The 17600-nt window shown below is 32.9% G+C and carries 20 protein-coding genes; 1 reads left to right on the top strand and 19 read right to left on the bottom strand.

All coding sequences use genetic code 11. The annotated features are described in order from the left end of the window. Positions 1-4: 4 nt before the first annotated feature. The 7 genes from flgC to KPL55_RS26730 all read right to left on the bottom strand — a co-directional run bounded on the left by flgC (position 5) and on the right by KPL55_RS26730 (position 5914). Positions 5-439, bottom strand: a complete 435-nt coding sequence (gene flgC, locus KPL55_RS09595; RefSeq protein ID WP_216306489.1) for a flagellar basal body rod protein FlgC — start codon at positions 437-439, stop codon at positions 5-7. A 5-nt stretch (positions 440-444) separates the two neighbouring features. Beyond that, a complete protein-coding gene (gene flgB, locus KPL55_RS09590; RefSeq protein ID WP_246599378.1) occupies positions 445-792 on the bottom strand; it encodes a flagellar basal body rod protein FlgB in 348 nt (115 codons plus the stop codon). A 479-nt stretch (positions 793-1271) separates the two neighbouring features. Continuing rightward, positions 1272-2090 carry a flagellin N-terminal helical domain-containing protein gene (locus KPL55_RS09585; RefSeq protein ID WP_216306487.1) on the bottom strand — a complete coding sequence of 273 codons (819 nt, stop codon included), beginning with the start codon at positions 2088-2090 and terminating at the stop codon, positions 1272-1274. Between the two features lie 265 nt (positions 2091-2355). After that, the gene (locus KPL55_RS25940; protein ID WP_246599373.1) at positions 2356-4911 is read right to left on the bottom strand and encodes a flagellin N-terminal helical domain-containing protein; all 2556 of its coding nucleotides are present in this window, start codon (positions 4909-4911) and stop codon (positions 2356-2358) included. Positions 4912-5191: 280 nt separating this feature from the next. After that, the gene (locus tag KPL55_RS09570) at positions 5192-5368 is read right to left on the bottom strand and encodes a hypothetical protein (RefSeq protein ID WP_216306486.1); all 177 of its coding nucleotides are present in this window, start codon (positions 5366-5368) and stop codon (positions 5192-5194) included. A gap of 72 nt (positions 5369-5440) precedes the next feature. After that, entirely contained in the window at positions 5441-5659 is a 219-nt protein-coding gene (locus KPL55_RS09565; RefSeq protein WP_216306485.1) for a putative motility protein, read from the bottom strand. A gap of 84 nt (positions 5660-5743) precedes the next feature. Then, positions 5744-5914, bottom strand: coding sequence for a flagellin (locus KPL55_RS26730; protein WP_376770435.1), 171 nt, complete (start codon positions 5912-5914; stop codon positions 5744-5746). Positions 5915-6230: 316 nt separating this feature from the next. Here KPL55_RS26730 and KPL55_RS09555 point away from each other — a divergent pair, with 316 nt between their 5' ends. Next, positions 6231-6722: a DUF2321 domain-containing protein gene (locus tag KPL55_RS09555; RefSeq protein ID WP_216306484.1), complete on the top strand. Its 492-nt coding sequence runs from the start codon at positions 6231-6233 to the stop codon at positions 6720-6722. Positions 6723-6824: 102 nt separating this feature from the next. Here the strand turns inward: KPL55_RS09555 and KPL55_RS09550 are convergent, their stop codons facing one another. From KPL55_RS09550 to flgL, 12 genes are all read right to left on the bottom strand, one after another. Continuing rightward, a complete protein-coding gene (locus KPL55_RS09550; RefSeq protein ID WP_216306483.1) occupies positions 6825-7265 on the bottom strand; it encodes a YjfB family protein in 441 nt (146 codons plus the stop codon). A gap of 82 nt (positions 7266-7347) precedes the next feature. Continuing rightward, a complete protein-coding gene (locus tag KPL55_RS09545; protein WP_216306482.1) occupies positions 7348-8580 on the bottom strand; it encodes a flagellin N-terminal helical domain-containing protein in 1233 nt (410 codons plus the stop codon). A 130-nt stretch (positions 8581-8710) separates the two neighbouring features. Further along, positions 8711-9934 carry a flagellin N-terminal helical domain-containing protein gene (locus KPL55_RS09540; protein WP_216306481.1) on the bottom strand — a complete coding sequence of 408 codons (1224 nt, stop codon included), beginning with the start codon at positions 9932-9934 and terminating at the stop codon, positions 8711-8713. Positions 9935-10065: 131 nt separating this feature from the next. After that, a complete protein-coding gene (locus KPL55_RS09535; RefSeq protein ID WP_216306480.1) occupies positions 10066-11358 on the bottom strand; it encodes a flagellin N-terminal helical domain-containing protein in 1293 nt (430 codons plus the stop codon). Between the two features lie 594 nt (positions 11359-11952). Next, a complete protein-coding gene (locus KPL55_RS09530) occupies positions 11953-12288 on the bottom strand; it encodes a hypothetical protein (protein WP_216306479.1) in 336 nt (111 codons plus the stop codon). Positions 12289-12364: 76 nt separating this feature from the next. Beyond that, a complete protein-coding gene (gene fliD, locus KPL55_RS09525; protein ID WP_216306478.1) occupies positions 12365-14413 on the bottom strand; it encodes a flagellar filament capping protein FliD in 2049 nt (682 codons plus the stop codon). A gap of 57 nt (positions 14414-14470) precedes the next feature. Further along, positions 14471-14866, bottom strand: a complete 396-nt coding sequence (fliS, locus tag KPL55_RS09520; protein ID WP_376770434.1) for a flagellar export chaperone FliS — start codon at positions 14864-14866, stop codon at positions 14471-14473. A 12-nt stretch (positions 14867-14878) separates the two neighbouring features. Continuing rightward, positions 14879-15169 (bottom strand): hypothetical protein, encoded by a 291-nt coding sequence (locus KPL55_RS09515; protein WP_216306477.1) that lies wholly within the window; start codon positions 15167-15169, stop codon positions 14879-14881. Positions 15170-15220: 51 nt separating this feature from the next. Further along, positions 15221-15565, bottom strand: a complete 345-nt coding sequence (locus KPL55_RS09510) for a flagellar protein FlaG (protein ID WP_216306476.1) — start codon at positions 15563-15565, stop codon at positions 15221-15223. 16 nt (positions 15566-15581) lie between these two features. After that, positions 15582-15797, bottom strand: a complete 216-nt coding sequence (gene csrA, locus KPL55_RS09505; RefSeq protein WP_216306475.1) for a carbon storage regulator CsrA — start codon at positions 15795-15797, stop codon at positions 15582-15584. Continuing rightward, positions 15797-16231, bottom strand: coding sequence for a flagellar assembly protein FliW (gene fliW / locus KPL55_RS09500; protein WP_216306474.1), 435 nt, complete (start codon positions 16229-16231; stop codon positions 15797-15799). Before fliW ends, csrA begins: the two co-directional genes overlap by 1 nt. 67 nt (positions 16232-16298) lie before the next feature. Next, complete coding sequence (flgL, locus tag KPL55_RS09495) at positions 16299-17585, bottom strand: flagellar hook-associated protein FlgL (protein ID WP_216306473.1); 1287 nt, start codon at positions 17583-17585, stop codon at positions 16299-16301. Positions 17586-17600: the final 15 nt, after the last annotated feature.

Here is a 17600-nt window from a genome sequence, read left to right as displayed (position 1 = left end):
CCTCCTATTTACCTATTTCTAACGCTTTAGAAAACATACTTTTCTGAGCATTTATAGAATTTACATTTGCCTCATATGCTCTTGTAGATGCAATCATATCTGCCATTTCATTCATGATATTTACGTTAGGCATCATTACGTATCCATCTGCATCTGCATCTGCATGTGATGGGTCATAAACTCGCCTTAAAGGCGATTCATCATTAACAACACCAACAGACTTAACTCCTTTAAAACTAGTCTTGTACGTACCACTAGATTTATCTAATTCATTTTGCAGATTTTCTTGAAATACTGCTATCTTTCTTATGTATGGTTGTCCATCTTCTCCCCTTGTAGTTTGTGCATTTGCTACATTAGAAGCTATTGTATCCATCCTTAGTCTTTCTGCTGTTAGTCCACTAGAACTTATTCTCATTCCCATAAATGCATCATTCATTTATACTATTTCCCTCCTCCTATAACATAGCTAGTAAGTGAAAGCTTGCTGCTAGCCTGCTGAACCAGAGCATTAAACATTAATGTATTCGCTGCTTGATTAGTCATTTCTAGGTCAATATCCACGTTATTACCATCTTGTCTCATGCTGGTGCTCTCGTCTCTTTGTACTTCAATATCTCCATTGGCACTTCCTGTTTGGATATGCTTAATATTATCGGTCTTCAACGTATTTGATCCCATGCTACCATTTAATGTTTCCTCAAATGTAACATAAAGTTTTTTATAATTCTCTGTATTAATGTTTGCAACATTATTGGCAATAACTTTGCCCCTAAGTGCGGATGCATCCATACTCTTTCTTAATAAGTTATATGTATCGTTCTCTGTAGAATTTCCAATTATATTCACGGTCTCATCCCCTTACCTATTAGTTAGACATAAAATGATAAATTCCTTCTTTTATATATATTATTTTCCTTAATATAGCTAAATTTGTTTTTCAAGCTAATATATTCCACCGTGCTTATATTATTATATACTACTTGTTTATTTTAGTATTGTTTTTTTTAAAAATTTTATTAACCAAATTAACTTTTTAATTTAAAGAGCTATAATTGACTGTTAAAGTGCTTATTTTACATATTATGTTTGCACGCAGTTGTTTATAAAATGTTCATTTATTGTTTACATTCTATAATTATATTATACATTATTGTTGTAATATGTCTATATTTTAATTATTTTATTAGGTGGAAATTAAAGGTAAACTATATGTTATGTATATTTCATACTAAACAAAAAAATAAAAAGAACTCATAATATTGAGTTCTTTATCTACTTCTAACATTTTCTAATATTCTTAGTGCATCTTGTGGTAATTTATTTGATTGAGCCATCATAGCATTTCCAGCTTCTATAAGAATATTATACTTGGAGAACTCCATCATTTCTTCTGCAATATCAGTGTCTCTAATACTACTTTCGGCAGATTCTGTTTTTTCTGATATCTCCATTGTAGAATTATAGCTACTTTCAAATCTATTCTCTAATGCTCCAAATTTACTTCTTGCACTTACAACATCACCGAGTGCCTTGTCTACAAGTTCTAGAGACTTACCTATATCATTAACATCTATCTTGTCTAAGCCTAATCCTGCTTTTGTTAAATCAAATCTAGGTATGTCTATTTTTTCTCCTACATTCGCACCTGAAACCATTTCTAAAGTAGATGGACTCCCACCATTTAAAAGCTTAACTCCATTAAATTCAGTATTCTTAGCCATGTCATCTGCTCCGTCTATCATTTGGTTCATTTCTATTTGAATATCTTGTTTGTCTGAATCAGTTGTAGTTCCTCCCGCTTGCACTAATAACTCTCTAACTCTTTGAAGACTATTTGTAACTCCTTCAAGTCCACCTTCTGCAGTTTGAAGCATACTAACCCCATCTTGGGTATTTCTCGCAGCCATTTGAAGTCCTCTTACCTGCATCCTAAATCTCTCACTTTGAGCAATTTGATTAGGATTATCCTTAGAACTATTTACTTTAATTCCCGAAGATATTCTTGCAAGTGATACACTTTGCTTACTTAGATTTTTACTATATTCTTTATATATATTTAATGATGCAATGTTCTTATTTATTCTCATAAAATCAACTCCATTAAAGTTATTTATTTCTATGTATTTGGTATATTTACTTTAGTCTTCTCTTACTACTTCGTTTAAAAAGCTGATAACTTTATATCAATTTATAAAATATTTTTGACTATATGGGTGAAGCTAATAATTCCCTCATTTCCATAGAAAATACAAGTCATATTGGCTACGTCAAAATATGTACCTAACTATCTATTTGTATAAAAAAGGAATCAAAGTTTTCACCCTGACTCCTAATCCATTCTGCATTATTAAATTATTTTAATAATGCAAGAACTTGTTGTGGCTGTTGGTTAGCTTGAACCTGCATAGCTTGAGCTGCTTGCGTAAGGATATTGTTCTTTGAAAATGTGGACATTGCTTCTGCCATGTCTACATCTTCAATTCTTGATTGAGCGGCCGTTAAGTTAGTAGAAGTATTTTGTAGATTACTAACCACATGTTCAAATGAGTTCTGAAATGCACCAATACTAGTTCTTTCACTAGATACTTTATTAATTGCTTCATCAAGAATAGTGATAGCATCGGAGGCCTTTTGTGATGTAGTAACATCTAAATATTTAATTCTTAATGCCCCAGCTCTTATGCTTCCAATTTTAATGAGAATATTTTGATTACTATTAGCTCCTACTTGAATATCCATTTTTCCTGTACCATCTTTACCCACGTGCCTATTATAATCAAATCCTGTAGCGGACAAAAAATTATTAAGTAATTCATCCATACTTGTGTTAATTGGTGATTGATTACCAGGATTGCTGGCATTAGCTGGAACTACAAATCTAACAGAACTTTTTGATCCGTCTTGCTGTGGAGTACCAATATTTAAACCACCTGTTTTGCCATCAACCGTCACTATAACATCATTTCCTAATTGGTCAGTGCTATCATTTATTGCATCTTGAAGTATCTTTACAAATTCATCTTTCGTATAATTTTCTGTTTGTAAAGTTATTTGTTTTGTCTCACCTGTTCCTTGAACTTTAGTATATTGAATAAAATCATAAGGATTTAACGGATCTTGAATAATGTACCCATTAGATGTATAAACTGTTTTATTATTTAAGAGCTTTTGTATGTCATCTACACTTAAATCCACATCATCTACTTCTTTCTCAGTATACCTTGCATTAACTTCAATTGCAAAAGTATCCGTCTTATCTTGTCCCTTTGAAGTAGCAGAATTTAATTTCACAATACTAAACATATTGCTACCCTTTGCACTGTTAACATCCTGCAATTTTAAAGTAGCATTTTCTCCTTCATTTACGGTTGTAAAGCCTATTTGTCTATTATTACTTAAAGGATAATAGCCATGATCATAATTAGCATTTACCTTATCAGCATATCCTGCCACAGATATTGCGTTATTAATTTGATTACAGAAATCACTTGCTGTAGTATAAATTTGATCTGTAATATTTATCAGAAAAGTTTTTTGGCTCCATTGAGGATCTGACACAGTGAACCCATTGTCATCATCAAATTTTGTGGAAGCAGCTACTGTCTTATCGTTAAAAGTAAATTTCAACTGATCATTCCTTGTAACTCCTAATTTGGTATTTATATTAAGTGATCCGTTTTGTACGTTTTTACTTTTAAATATAGTTGTGTACACATCCCAAGGATTAATAGCATCTTGAATTATATTAACTTGAGAGAAATACCCCTTATCTTCACTCTCTAATTTTAGCATTCCATTACTATCAATACTAACAGATACCTTAGTATCAATCGGTGAATTTATCTTACACTGTATCATAATAGCCAAATCTATAGGGTGTGAAGCTGTTGATTCTGAATCGTACAAATCTAAAGATAAAGTCTGTGAATCTGTAATTCCGTTTGAATCTGTATATACTAATTTTAATGATGATCCCGCACTAATTGATATTGGATTCATTAACATTCCGCTCATAGTAGAAGTTGTTCCAGCTATCTCATTTGCAGCTGAAGAACTATTTATAAATATTCCAACTTTTGAATTCGGCTCAAGGCTTGAACTAATTAATGAAATTTTATCAGGGTTTGTGCTAAATGTAACACTTATTTTATCCTTTAAATCAGTATCATTATTTATTGCATTCTGAACTGAACCCACTAATTCTTCAATTGTACCAGTGCTAGTGTTGTCTAAATTTAAATCTTTAGTGTATGTTATATTATTTTCATCCACATATGTAAGGTTTAGTTTATTATTTGGACTAATAATATTAAAGGGTGAATTTAATGTCAAATCCGTTATTGCCTGCTTTCCACTATGAATTTCTATTCCATTATCAAAATCTACTACACTACTACTCATAACATTTGCTGAAGTATCATCATGTATTGAGATAGGTGAAGATACTGACTTCCCTGCCTCTAAGGCAGTAGTAGGAGGTATATTTCGTAAAGATCCATCTATAGTTCTTATAGTATTAAATTCAGTGGTTTTGGAAACAGAGTCCACTTGTTTAGATAGCTCACTTATTTCCACCTGTATTGATTTTCTATCTTCATTAGTAATTGTTTCACTTGATGCTTGTACACTTAATTCTCTCATTCTTTGTAATGTAGAATGGATTTCACCCATTGCTCCATCAGATGTCTTAATGAGATCGATACCCTGTTCAGTATTTAAAGACGCCTGTTGAAGCCCCCTAATCTGTCCTTTCATCTTTTCAGAAATAGAAAGTCCAGCTGAATCATCAGCTGCTTTATTTATTCGTTTACCTGAAGATAATTGTTCCATTGATTTTCGACCTTTTGTGTTATTTATATTCATATGCCTATTGGCATTCATTGCAGCCAAATTTGTGTTTATAATCATACATTATCACTCCAAAATTTATAATTTATGGTTAATATGAAATTCTTTCTATTTAATTAATAATTTCCCTGTTAAGTATACCATAATTCAACATTTTTATTAGCTTTTACAAAAAAAATTGCTAATAAAAAATGAGAAGTTATAATGTATCTTTACAAAGTATATTATTTTGGATAAATCCATAATATTTTTAAACGTAACTCATCACACTACAATAAATCCACTTAACACTTAATTAATCATTACTTATACTATAGCAAAATGAGCACCAGCAGCTAATTCAATAGCCACTAATGCTCATCCCATTTTTTTTCATCTTTTGTTCTTTTGTTCTTTTGTTATTACTATCTATTGCGCTAACCTGTGCTGCTAACTTGTCTAGCCTATCATTTAATCTATTTAATTCCTTTTGGTCAAGGCTAGTAAGTTGCTTACCTTGTTCTGCTATCTCTCTCATTTGTAATAACTTTATTTCTTTGACGTTAAGCATCTTTTGTTTGTTCTTTGCCCACTTAAGTTCCTGTTGTAACTATTTATTTGCTGTTTCATTCTTATCCTTCTGTACACCTTCAACAACATCTAAATTCTGTCCGATATTAGTGTCTATTGCAACATTGTGTATTTTTTCTACAATTTGCTTATCGTTTTCTTTCGCTGTATCAGTTGATGTCGCCTTAGTTACTGATATATCATCACGCCTTTGAATATGCGGTTGACTAATTACCATTGATAATGGTTCTATATCCATATGATTACCTCCATATCTCTTAGTATAGAAAAAAGCCAGAGTTTTCACCCTGATTCCTTAATGTTACTATTACAAATTCTTCAATTATCTTAATAATGCAAGAACTTGTTGTGGTTGTTGATTAACTTGAACAAGCATTGCTTGAGCAGCCTGATTAAGAATGTTGTTCTTTGAGAATGTAGACATTTCTTTAGCCATATCTACGTCTCTAATTCTTGATTCAGCTGATGTCAAGTTTTCGCTTGATGTTCCCAAATTAGCTATTGTGTGGTCTAATCTGTTTGAATAAGCACCAAGTTTTCTCTTTCTCCTGAAACTGAAGCTGTAGCTTGGTCAAGAACCTTAATTGCTGCTGAAGAACTTGCTGAAGTAGATAAGTCAAGAGCAGTTTCAGTAGTATTTGTAGTATCTGATAAAGTATTACCCGCTCCAAGAGCTACGTATTTAGCTCCAGAAACATCACCATTAGTACCAGTTGCATCTGTGCCTGCTAATCCTAAAGAATTTATTGGTCTCTACTTGTACACATTTTGATTTTATGGTAATCTTTTGTTAAAAGGGGATGCTTGATATGGGATTTTATCATACCGCTCAAATTTGTCTAAACGGTCATGTTGTAACCAATAGCTTTGATAAGAATGTTGCGCGTCGCCAAGATTTTTGTGACAAATGTGGTTCCAAAACTATAGTTAATTGCACAAATTGTAATGCTACTATTCATGGAAATTATCAGGTTGAAGGTGTTTGGAATCTTCAATCAACAGAATCTACTTCACCTGCTTATTGTTACAATTGTGGAAATCCATATCCTTGGACTGAAACTGCACTAGAATCAGCAAAGATATTAATAAATGAAGATGAAAATTTGAATTCAGACGAAAAACTACTATTTTGTAAAACACTTCCTGAACTCATTGTTGAATCACCTACTCCTAAAACTCAAGTAGCAATAGTTAGATTTAAAAAGCTTTTAAGTAAGACTGCATCTTATACCGCTGATGGATTAAGAGATATATTTATAGATGTTGCCTCTGAAACTATTAAGAAGTCTTTAGGACTTTAGTTTTTCTAATTGTAACTTATAGCCTAGTCAATTACTCTACAAAATAGGAATAACCTCTATATCAAAATGAGCACCAGCAGCTAATTATATAGCTACTGATGCTCACTCCAATTTTCTTCCACTTTTTGTTCTTCTACTTTCACTATCTATTGAACTAACTTGTTTCGCTAAAGTGTCTAGCCTATCATTCAATCTATTTTGTTCTTTTGGATTAAGACTATTAAGCTGTTTACCTTGTTCTGCTATCTCTCTCATTTGTAGCAGCTTTACTTCTTTAACGTTAAGCATCTGCTGTTTGTCCTTTGCCCACTTGAGTTCCTGTTGTAGCTGTTTATTTGCTGCATCATTCTTATCCTTCTGCACACCTGCAACCACGTCTAAATTCTGTCCTAGATTAGTGTCTATTGCAAATCTATTCATCTTATCTGTTGTTTTCTTATCATTTTCTTTGTCTGTATCCATATCTTTCTTTATTAGTTCTGTCTCCACATGATGTTGAATATTGGACTGATTCACTACAATTGATAAAGGTGCTATGTCCATATCCTTACCTCCTATTATATCTTAGTATAAAAAAAGCCAGAGTTTTCACCCTGACTTCTTAATGTTATTACAAATTCTTCAATTATCTTAATAATGCAAGAACTTGTTGTGGTTGTTGATTAGCTTGAACAAGCATTGCTTGAGCAGCCTGATTAAGAATGTTGTTCTTTGAGAATGTAGACATTTCTTTAGCCATATCTACGTCTCTAATTCTTGATTCAGCTGATGTCAAGTTTTCGCTTGATGTTCCTAGATTAGCTATTGTATGGTCTAATCTGTTTGAATAAGCACCAAGTTTTGCTCTTTCTCCTGATACTGTAGCTGTTGCATTATCAAGAACCTTTATTGCTGCTGAAGAACTTGCTGAAGTAGATAAATCAAGAGCATGTTCACCAGTTGTTGAAACATCTGATAAATCATTAGCTGTTCCAGTAGCTACATATTTAGCTCCGTAGACTGAAGTAGCTGATCCTGCTGCTCCTGCTAAACCCAAAGCAGAAGAACGCATATCGGTAAAGCTAGCAGTAAACTGTTGACCTTTATTAGCACCAATTTGGAATGTAAATGCTGATGATGCTGCTGTCTTATCTACTCCAGCTGTAGTTGCAGCAACTGTACCTGCACCTGTAGCAGTTGGTAGAGTAGCTGAAAAGTGTCCTGCAGTCTGTGTTAGTGTTAATATAGTAGTAGCACCAGTTGCAGTATATTTTGAAGCTAATTCAGCAGTATTAGTAATTAACGTTGCTAACGTAGCCGCAGTTGAAAATTTACCATTTGTGCCATCACCAGCAGCATCATAAGTTAAAGTCTTTCCATCAATAACAACATCAGCTGTAGTTATTCCTGAGACTGTAAATGTACCTGCTGAACCAGTTGTCGCTCCTGTTTTAACTCCTGCTGTACCATCAAGCAAATTTTGAGTATTAAACTGAGTAGTATTACCAATTCTACTTGTTTCTGAAGTCAACTGATTCATTTCTTTTTGTATTTGTGTTCTATCCTCAGTTGTATTAGTATCATTTGCACCTTGAACTGCAAGTTCTCTCATTCTTTGTAAAATTGAAGTAGTTTCATTCAATGCACCTTCACCAGTTCCAATCATTGAAATACCATCTTGAGCATTAGCTGAAGCTTGGTCTAATCCTCTAATTTGTCCTCTCATCTTCTCTGATATAGCAAGACCTGCTGCATCGTCTCCAGCCTTGTTGATTCTAAGACCTGATGAAAGTTTTTCCATTGATTTTGATGCATTACTTGCGTTTATACCCATGTTTCTTGTAGCGTTCATTCCACCTAAGTTGTGATTAATTATCATAATAAATTCCTCCTTGAATTTTTAGTAAGACATCCTTGTCCTCTATAGTTAATCTCTTTGAGATAATTGACTGTTGGTTAAAATAAGAACTAAAGACTGACATATATCTCAGTCTTCAGTATTTTGAAAATTATCTTAATAATGCAAGAACTTGTTGTGGTTGTTGATTAGCTTGAACAAGCATTGCTTGTGCAGCCTGATTAAGAATGTTGTTCTTTGAGAATGTAGACATTTCTTTTGCCATATCTACGTCTCTAATTCTTGATTCAGCTGATGTTAAATTTTCAGCTGATGTTCCTAAGTTAGCTATTGTATGGTCTAATCTGTTTGAATAAGCACCAAGTTTTGCTCTTTCTCCTGATACTGTAGCTGTTGCATTATCAAGTACCTTAATTGCTGCTGAAGAACTTGCAGAAGTTGATAAATCAAGAGCATGTTCACCAGCTGTTGAAACATCTGATAAATCATTAGCTGTTCCAGTAGCTACATAAGTAGCTCCATAGACTGATGTAGCTGTTCCTGCCGCTCCTGCTAACCCTAAAGCAGAAGAACGCATATCAGTAAAGCTAGCAGTAAATGTTTGGCTTTGATTTGCACCAATTTGGAATGTAAATGCTGATGATGCAGCTGTTTTGTCTACTCCAGCAGTAGTTTGAGCAGAAGTTATTCCTGTAGCAGTTGGCAATGTTGCTGAAAATTGGCCAGTTTTTTGAGTTAATGTAAGTGCAGTTCCTGTTGCTCCACTTACACTATATTTAGAATTTAAAGCAGCATTTCCTGCAATTTTTGTTGATAAATCAGTAATGCAAGCCGCTGTAGTACCACCTACAAGTGTAAGCGTCGTACCATCAATCGTAACATCACCAGCCGCTAGTGCAGCATTTGTTAGTGTATATACACCAGCTGAACCTGCTGTTGGTCCTGTTTTAACTCCTGCTGTACCATCAAGCAAATTTTGAGTATTAAACTGAGTAGTATTACCTATTCTGCTAGTTTCTGAAGTCAACTGATTCATTTCCTTTTGTATTTGTGTTCTATCCTCAGTTGTATTAGTATCATTTGCACCTTGAACTGCAAGTTCTCTCATTCTTTGTAAAATTGAAGTAGTTTCATTTAATGCACCTTCACCAGTTCCAATCATTGAAATACCATCTTGAGCATTAGCTGAAGCTTGGTCTAATCCTCTTATTTGTCCTCTCATCTTCTCTGATATAGCAAGACCTGCTGCATCGTCTCCAGCCTTGTTAATTCTAAGACCTGATGAAAGTTTTTCCATTGATTTTGAAGCATTACTTGCATTTATACCCATGTTCCTTGTAGCGTTCATTCCACCTAAGTTGTGATTAATTATCATAATAAATTCCTCCTTGAATTTTCAGTAAGACATCCTTGTCCTCTATAGTTAAGCTCTTTAAGATAATTGACTGTTAGTTAAAATCAAGATCTGAAGACTGACAGCTATCTCAGTCTTCAGTATTTTAAAAATTATCTTAATAATGCAAGAACTTGTTGTGGTTGTTGATTAGCTTGAACAAGCATTGCTTGTGCAGCCTGATTAAGAATGTTGTTCTTTGAGAATGTAGACATTTCTTTAGCCATATCTACGTCTCTAATTCTTGATTCAGCTGATGTCAAATTTTCGGATGATGTTCCTAAGTTAGCTATTGTGTGGTCTAATCTGTTTGAATAAGCACCAAGTTTTGCCCTTTCTCCTGATACTGTTGCTGTTGCTTGATCAAGAACCTTAATTGCTGCTGAAGAACTTGCTGAAGAAGATAAATCAAGAGCATGTTCACCAGTTGTTGAAACATCTGATAAATCATTAGCTGTTCCAGTAGCAACATATTTAGCTCCTACAACATCATTGCTTGTACCTGTTGCTGCTCCACCTGCTGTTCCTGCCAATCCTAAAGCAGAAGAACGCATATCTGTAAAGCTAGCTGTAAATGTTTGACTTTGATTTGCACCAATTTGGAATGTAAATGCTGATGATGCTGCGCGAGGTGTCGAATTTATTCCACCTGATAAAACTGCTGAAGATATATTAGTTGCTGTAGTTACAGCTGCACCACCAACAGTAACAGTTGCTGCAATTGATGCTCCAGTTAGTGCCCCATTAATAGCAGTTGCAGCATTTGCAGTAGTTACATTAGGTGTACCAGAAAAGTCACCATTAAGAGTAATAACTTTATTAGTTGTATCTATTGTTGCTGATGTTACAGTAGATGCTGCTACAACACCAGTTTTAATTGTATATCCATTTAATGCTGATGAAGCACTAAAATCAAAAGTTAATCCACCAGTAGTTACTTGTGCCGCTGCTGTACCTGCATTAGTTCCCGCTGCTGTTTTAACTCCTGCTGAACCATCAAGCAAATTCTGAGTATTAAACTGAGTAGTGTTACCAATTCTGCTTGTTTCTGAAGTCAACTGATTCATTTCCTTTTGTATTTGTGTTCTATCCTCAGTTGTATTAGTGTCATTAGAACCTTGAACTGCAAGCTCTCTCATTCTTTGAAGAATTGCAGTAGTTTCATTTAATGCACCTTCTCCAGTTCCAATCATTGAAATACCATCTTGAGCATTAGCTGAAGCTTGGTCTAATCCTCTGATTTGTCCTCTCATTTTTTCTGATATAGCAAGACCTGCTGCATCATCTCCAGCCTTGTTAATTCTAAGACCTGATGAAAGTTTTTCCATTGATTTTGAAGCATTACTTGCGTTTATACCCATGTTCCTTGTAGCGTTCATTCCACCTAAGTTGTGATTGATTATCATAATAATATTCCTCCTTGAAATTTTAGTAGGACATCCTTGTCCTCTATTGGTTATTTATAGTTAAGCTCGTTGCGAGCTATACTAACTAATTTGTTGAACTGTTACTTTTAATTTGTCATCATGTTGTTTCTTGCTTACTTTCATCATCTTGCGATATCAATGCTTTCAGATCATTGTAAACATCAAGTTGATTTTCAGCAGTTAGGCAACCTTCTAACCTCAAATACTAAATCATTTTATTTTATTAATGTTACTAATATATATATCGCTACTATATCCAATAACTTTATACCCTTTTCAAAATATATTTTAAAAGAATATTTTTGCTTGTACTTTTTATCACTCTATCGTTTAGATAACTTAGAAATATTAATTTCTATTTTTGTTCCTACTATATATATCGCTTCTATACCTAATAACTTTATACTCTTTTTAATATATATTTTAAAAGATTATTTTTTACTTATCCTTGGCATAACACTATCAATCTATATAACTTAGTATATTAGTTTTATCTTTGTTCTAATATATATATCGCCACAATAAACAAAAACTTTATACTTTTTAGTATAAAGTTTTACATTTAATTATATATTAAATTTCTTTACTTAGAAAGACTGCTTTAGTAGGCAATTTATTATATCCTACCACTGCTGCTTGTCTTTTTTTATTATCCTTTATCTTCTCCAATAAGTTCTGTTCTTTATCCTTCATTTTAGAAGTTAATTCATTTTGTAAATTTTCTATTCCATATTGCATGTATAATTTTTTAAATTCTTCTTTTGAATAGCCAATTTTACTTATATCATCCAAAACCAACTGCCTTTTCATAAAGCTTTCATCTAGTCTTTCATATTCCTCTATGTTCACTGTTTCAATAATAGTCAAAGTGATATCTTTATATTTTATAACATTTTCTTCTAAGTTCACTTTATCACCTACTTTATTTTAAATAAAAATTTACAATTGGTAATTGGCATAAAATACTACAAATCACCAATTACATCTATGATGAGCTTGTTCCAAGCATAGAACTAATTGTGCTCTGTTGTGAATTTAAAGCATTCATTGCTTTTTCTAATGCTGTAAATTTAGCATAATACCTAGTTGAAGCAGCATTTAGTTGTGTTTGAAATTTGCTGACACTTAATGTCTTATTATACACTTGATCTGGTAGTGTATTTTTACCAGAAGTTCCTGAACTACTGAAATCATATTGCTTATTTACGAATATATTCATATATCCACTCAATGTATATGTACCATCTTTGCCTAGTCCAGGCGATGCAACATAACTTCTCATGATACTATCCATTCTTGAAAATATACCATCTTCCTTATATTTCTTTGAACCTATATAAGCCTGATTGGTAGTTAAACTACTACTAGAAGACCCAATAAGTAATTTCTTAAAGTCATCCATGTTATTTTCAATAGCACTCTTTAATTTTGCTTCATCCTTAATCACTAGCTTTCCACCATCTGTAGTATCTGTTGATGTCTCTATCCCTATAGCTCCAGTACCATAAGAACCAAAATTCAATGCTACTTTTCCTGTACTAGTATTTGCACTATCGTAACTACTGTATACAGGTGAATAAAGTGTTCCACGCAATTGGGTTAATAAACTACTTAAATAATCATCTTTTTTAAGTAGTCCAACTTTTGCTTTAGACTCCCATGTTTTGATTTGATCTTCACTCATACTTGTTTTCTGAGCATCTGTTAAAGGTGTGTAATTACTATCTTTTTTTTCTGTCAATTTTGTGTTGATTGTTGATATTAAAGCATTATAATCCTCAATAAATTTTTTCACATTACTAACAACAGTATCCGAATTACTGGTAACTGTAAAACTAGAACTACCTTTACTAACAAGATTGTAAGCAACTCCATTTATTGTAAACTTATTGGAATCTTGAGTAGTTGTGGTCTGAGTAGTTTGTCCTGGTGCTGTTATATCTACAAGAGCATCTTTACCTGTTCCGTTTTGAGCTAGACCAAATATTGTTATTACGTTATCTGTATCAACTGGAGGTGTAGCTGTTGTCGCCGTTCTATTAGTAATATTAATACTAGAAGTAGAACCATAGTTTTTTGATTGAAATGATATTTTTCCAGTTGTTCCATCTATGCTCATAGTAACCGACCCTTTAGTAGCACTATTTACCTTGTCCATTAGATCCTTTATAGTTGAATCGCTTGTTGCCTCTATAACTATAGGATTAGTATTTGTGTCTGCATCATATGATAAATTAAAGCTAACTGGCTTTGAAATCCCTAAATCAGATAACTTGGATGATGATGATATTCCATTATTAATTAATAAATCACTTGTTATTCCTGAAACTGTAGTGCCACCAACTGCATATTCCTTCAATGTAATATCAGCAGTAGAATCTGATTTTGTAAACTTAATATAATCACCAGTTCCATCACTTACATAGGAAGCACTCATTTTACCACTTAAAGCTGATGCCGAAATTTTACTATTAATACTGGCTACTAAGTCAGCTGTGGTGCTTCCCGTAATTCCACTTATGGGAACAGATGTTGCCACCCCTGTACCAGAACCATCAATATCAAGATTAAATTCCAGCGTTTTACCAGTCCAGCCTGCTGGATTTGTTACCTTTATCATTGAATTTTGTGTCTTACCTTCAATCTTAGCTTGTTCTGCTAACTTTTGTACATTTACAGTATAAGTTCCCGGCATTGAACTTGAATTAGAAGTGCCTGTAACGATAGAACTATTAGAATTAGTTACTGCATTAGTATTGAACGAACTTCCAGAAAGCATATATTTACTTGAAAGTGGATCAAAATAATCCTGTAATCCTTTTACGCCTTTAATAATATCTCTATACGCTTCTTGCTTCCACTGCATTGTCTCTTTTGCTTGGTTTGCCTTATCTATCTTAGCTTGATAATTTGAAACCATAGACTTAACTACTGCATCAGTATCAATGCCAGATGCCATACCAGATATTCTTAATAAATTAGCACTTGAAGAAGCAGTAGTACTTGTACCACTACTCGGATAAATACTTGTCATAAAATCACCCCTTTAAATTTTCTTTGGAAAATTAATTAAGCTTAACAATTTTTAGTCCTACTTGCTTCCTTTAGATCTTTTGTAAGCCTCGCTCCAAGTATCTCGAATATCTTCAATTAATGGAATTATTTCATTCATTATTTCTTCACTTTTCTTTATGTTAGCATCCATTAATCTACGTGTTATAAACTCATAAACCTTCATTAAGCTTTCTGCCCACTCCCCACCTTTTGATACATCTAAGGTAGTCATCAATTCGAAAAAGATATTTTGAGTTTTTACAAGATTTTCATGTGCTTTTTGAACATCTTTATCTATAATGGCCTGTCTTCCTATTTTAGAAAATTTTGTTGCGCCCTCAACTAACATCATAAGCAATTGATCCTTTGATGCGAAATTAATACTATTGCTTTTATACGTATTGAATGCATTTCCATGTGCGTTCATTGCCATATTGTTTCACCCCTACTTCTTAGTATCTATAAAATTCCCAATGATTTTTTGTTCTTTATCTAAAGCCTCTTTAAAAACTTCTACTTCATATTCAGTATTTCTATATGCTCCTACAGCTATCTTGTGTTTTTTCTTATATTTTGAGATTTTATACTTATAGTCCTCATAAGAACTTGAGTTATCGTTAGGATTTCTATCTTTATTTACAGTTATTGACTCTTTCCTATGAACTATACCAGATTTCGTTGTATCCTTAACCCGCTGTCTTAATTCAACATCGATTTTATTTAATTTAAATTCCATAATAGCCCTCCTATCCTTATTCTAAAGGGTTACTCCTTTTACTATAAGTACTTAAGCTTTTTTATTCACTAAAATACCAGCCATCTCACACATCTTAGCTACCATATCTAGTATTTTTTTTGATGGTATCTCTCTTATTACTTGATTTGTATTATTATTAATTACTGTTATAATCATTTGATTAAGTACTGCATGTTTTTCATATTGCAAATGAGTACCTTCACCCTCTAACACCTTATTTATTTTACTGACTGCATTTTTGATCTCTATTTCATTATTTTCTTTTTCACTTAGTGAATTATTACTTTCATCAGGCCTAGAAATCTTAACATTCTCAGGAGTTTTAAAGAACTTATTAAAATCTGTAGATTTACTATTATTACCGCCAATCTCCATTATTCCCACCCCCAATTTATTTCTTTAATTTTTCTAAAGCTGATACATCAAAAATCACTGCTCTTTGGTTTTCATCTGTTACTTCTACATAAAGTTCTTTCCTCAATATTCCAATTTCTTTCGGTGCATTTATAGCAATTTTTACAGAACCATTTTCGACCTTAATTATAGTTATCTCAACGTCATCACCAATTAAGAGCGATTCACCTTTTTTTCTACTTATTACTAGCATTAATTCGTCCTCCTATTAAATAGAGGTTCCTTTATTTTGTATTTATCATTATCTAATATTAATTGTTCACCAGATTTTTCATTTATATTAAAAATTATTGGAGCTTTTAAATTAGTAGTCATATTCTGTATATCTGAACTCAAAGTCACTGTAGTTAATACCAATACTTCTGCTGGGCTAGATATTTCAAGTTCCATAACATTAGCATCTGGTATTTTAAATTCATAATCAGGTTTTACCTCGTAGGGTGATACCAAAACTAAACCAATTTCAACATCTTCAATTGAATGTAATATACTGAAAACTTCGTTACTTTCCAAAGGAAACAGTATAAATTTTTTCAAGTTTTTAAAACCTGGTAACCCTTTTTTGAACTCTATCACATCTTTATCACTATAAGCTCTTACTCCATGGTGTTTAGTAACTATCTCCATATTAAAACTCAACTCCTTTAATTAAAAATGATTTCTACATTTTTTCTATCAGCCAAAATTTTTCATTCTAGCGTAGGTAGTCAAGTAATGTAGGTTGAAGCACCTTGGCACTTGTTTGAAGTGACGCTAAATATATTGTTTGCATAGTAGCATACTCCATTGATTTTTCTGTAATATCTATATCTTGAGTAGAAGTTAAAATTTCTGTCATATTTAAATTTTGATCTGTATTTCTGGATTCTGCACTTTCCATTCTATTTTGCTTAGCCCCAACTTCTGAACGTAGCTTTAATAGATTTGTCATAACAGTCTGAACACCTGTTAAATCTGCACCATTCAAAGCACTAATATCAGCCGCTTTGTCTGAACTAAGATGTTTTGTTATGTTTGCCATTAAATCCATAATATTGTTACCACCAACTCCATAGTTTATAACCTGAGATGCTGTAACATTGTAATCCATAGTTACACCCTGAGATACTTCTACCATTAGCTTGTCTTTTAATCCAGCACTTATGCCTAAATCCTTAGCCGTAGTTTTGATATCATCATTAAAAAATGTTATAGTTCCTGATTGGCTACTTATTTCAAATCTTCCATCAGCAGTTGCAGTAACTGTAGCATCCTTAATAAAGCCAACCTGACCAGTTGTTTTGCCAGCTGTTGTGTTAGCAGTTGCTATTGCAGCATTAATATCTGTTTCAAGCGTAGATTTTGCATCTTCCATGCTAGTTGATCCTGATGTAATGTCAGAGCTTAAAACTACCGTCATCGATACTCCATTTAGAGACATCTTTAACGAATCCCCTGCTTTTACCGTATTACCACTATAGGTCATTGTTCCACTTATATTTTTAGCAACCACTCCTGCTTTTGTATTATTAGTTAACTGTGTATTGCCATCTATCACACTAGTCCCCACAGGTTTACTAGTACCACTCGTACCACCAAATATATACTTACCATCAAAACTTGTATTGAGTAATCCTGCTAGTTCCTCTACTCTTTGATTTATTTCATCTTTTACAGCTGACTTCTCATCCGCACCGTAACCTGCACCACCTGAAGCTACTAAAAGTTCATTAATTCTTGTAATGACACCTCCAACTTTATCGAGTGTTGAATCTGTTACATCAAGCCAGTTTGTTGTATTTTTAATATTAGTGTTATATTGCTCATTTGCACCGATATCTGAGTTCAATTGCATTATCTTAGCAGCTTTGACAGGATCGTCCGATGCTTTGTTTATTTGTTTAGCTGAAGCCATTTGATTTTGTAACGCACTTAAATTATTTAAATTTGTATTCATATCTCTCAAAAAGTTATTTGAAAGCATTTTGTTGGTTACTCTCATATCTTCACCCCTTAT

The organism is Clostridium lacusfryxellense (assembly GCF_018861735.1).
GTDB classification, from domain to species: Bacteria; Bacillota; Clostridia; order Clostridiales; family Clostridiaceae; genus Clostridium_AD; species Clostridium_AD lacusfryxellense.
Note: the sequence above shows the minus strand (reverse complement) of the source record. Positions and strands in the feature narration are given on the sequence as shown.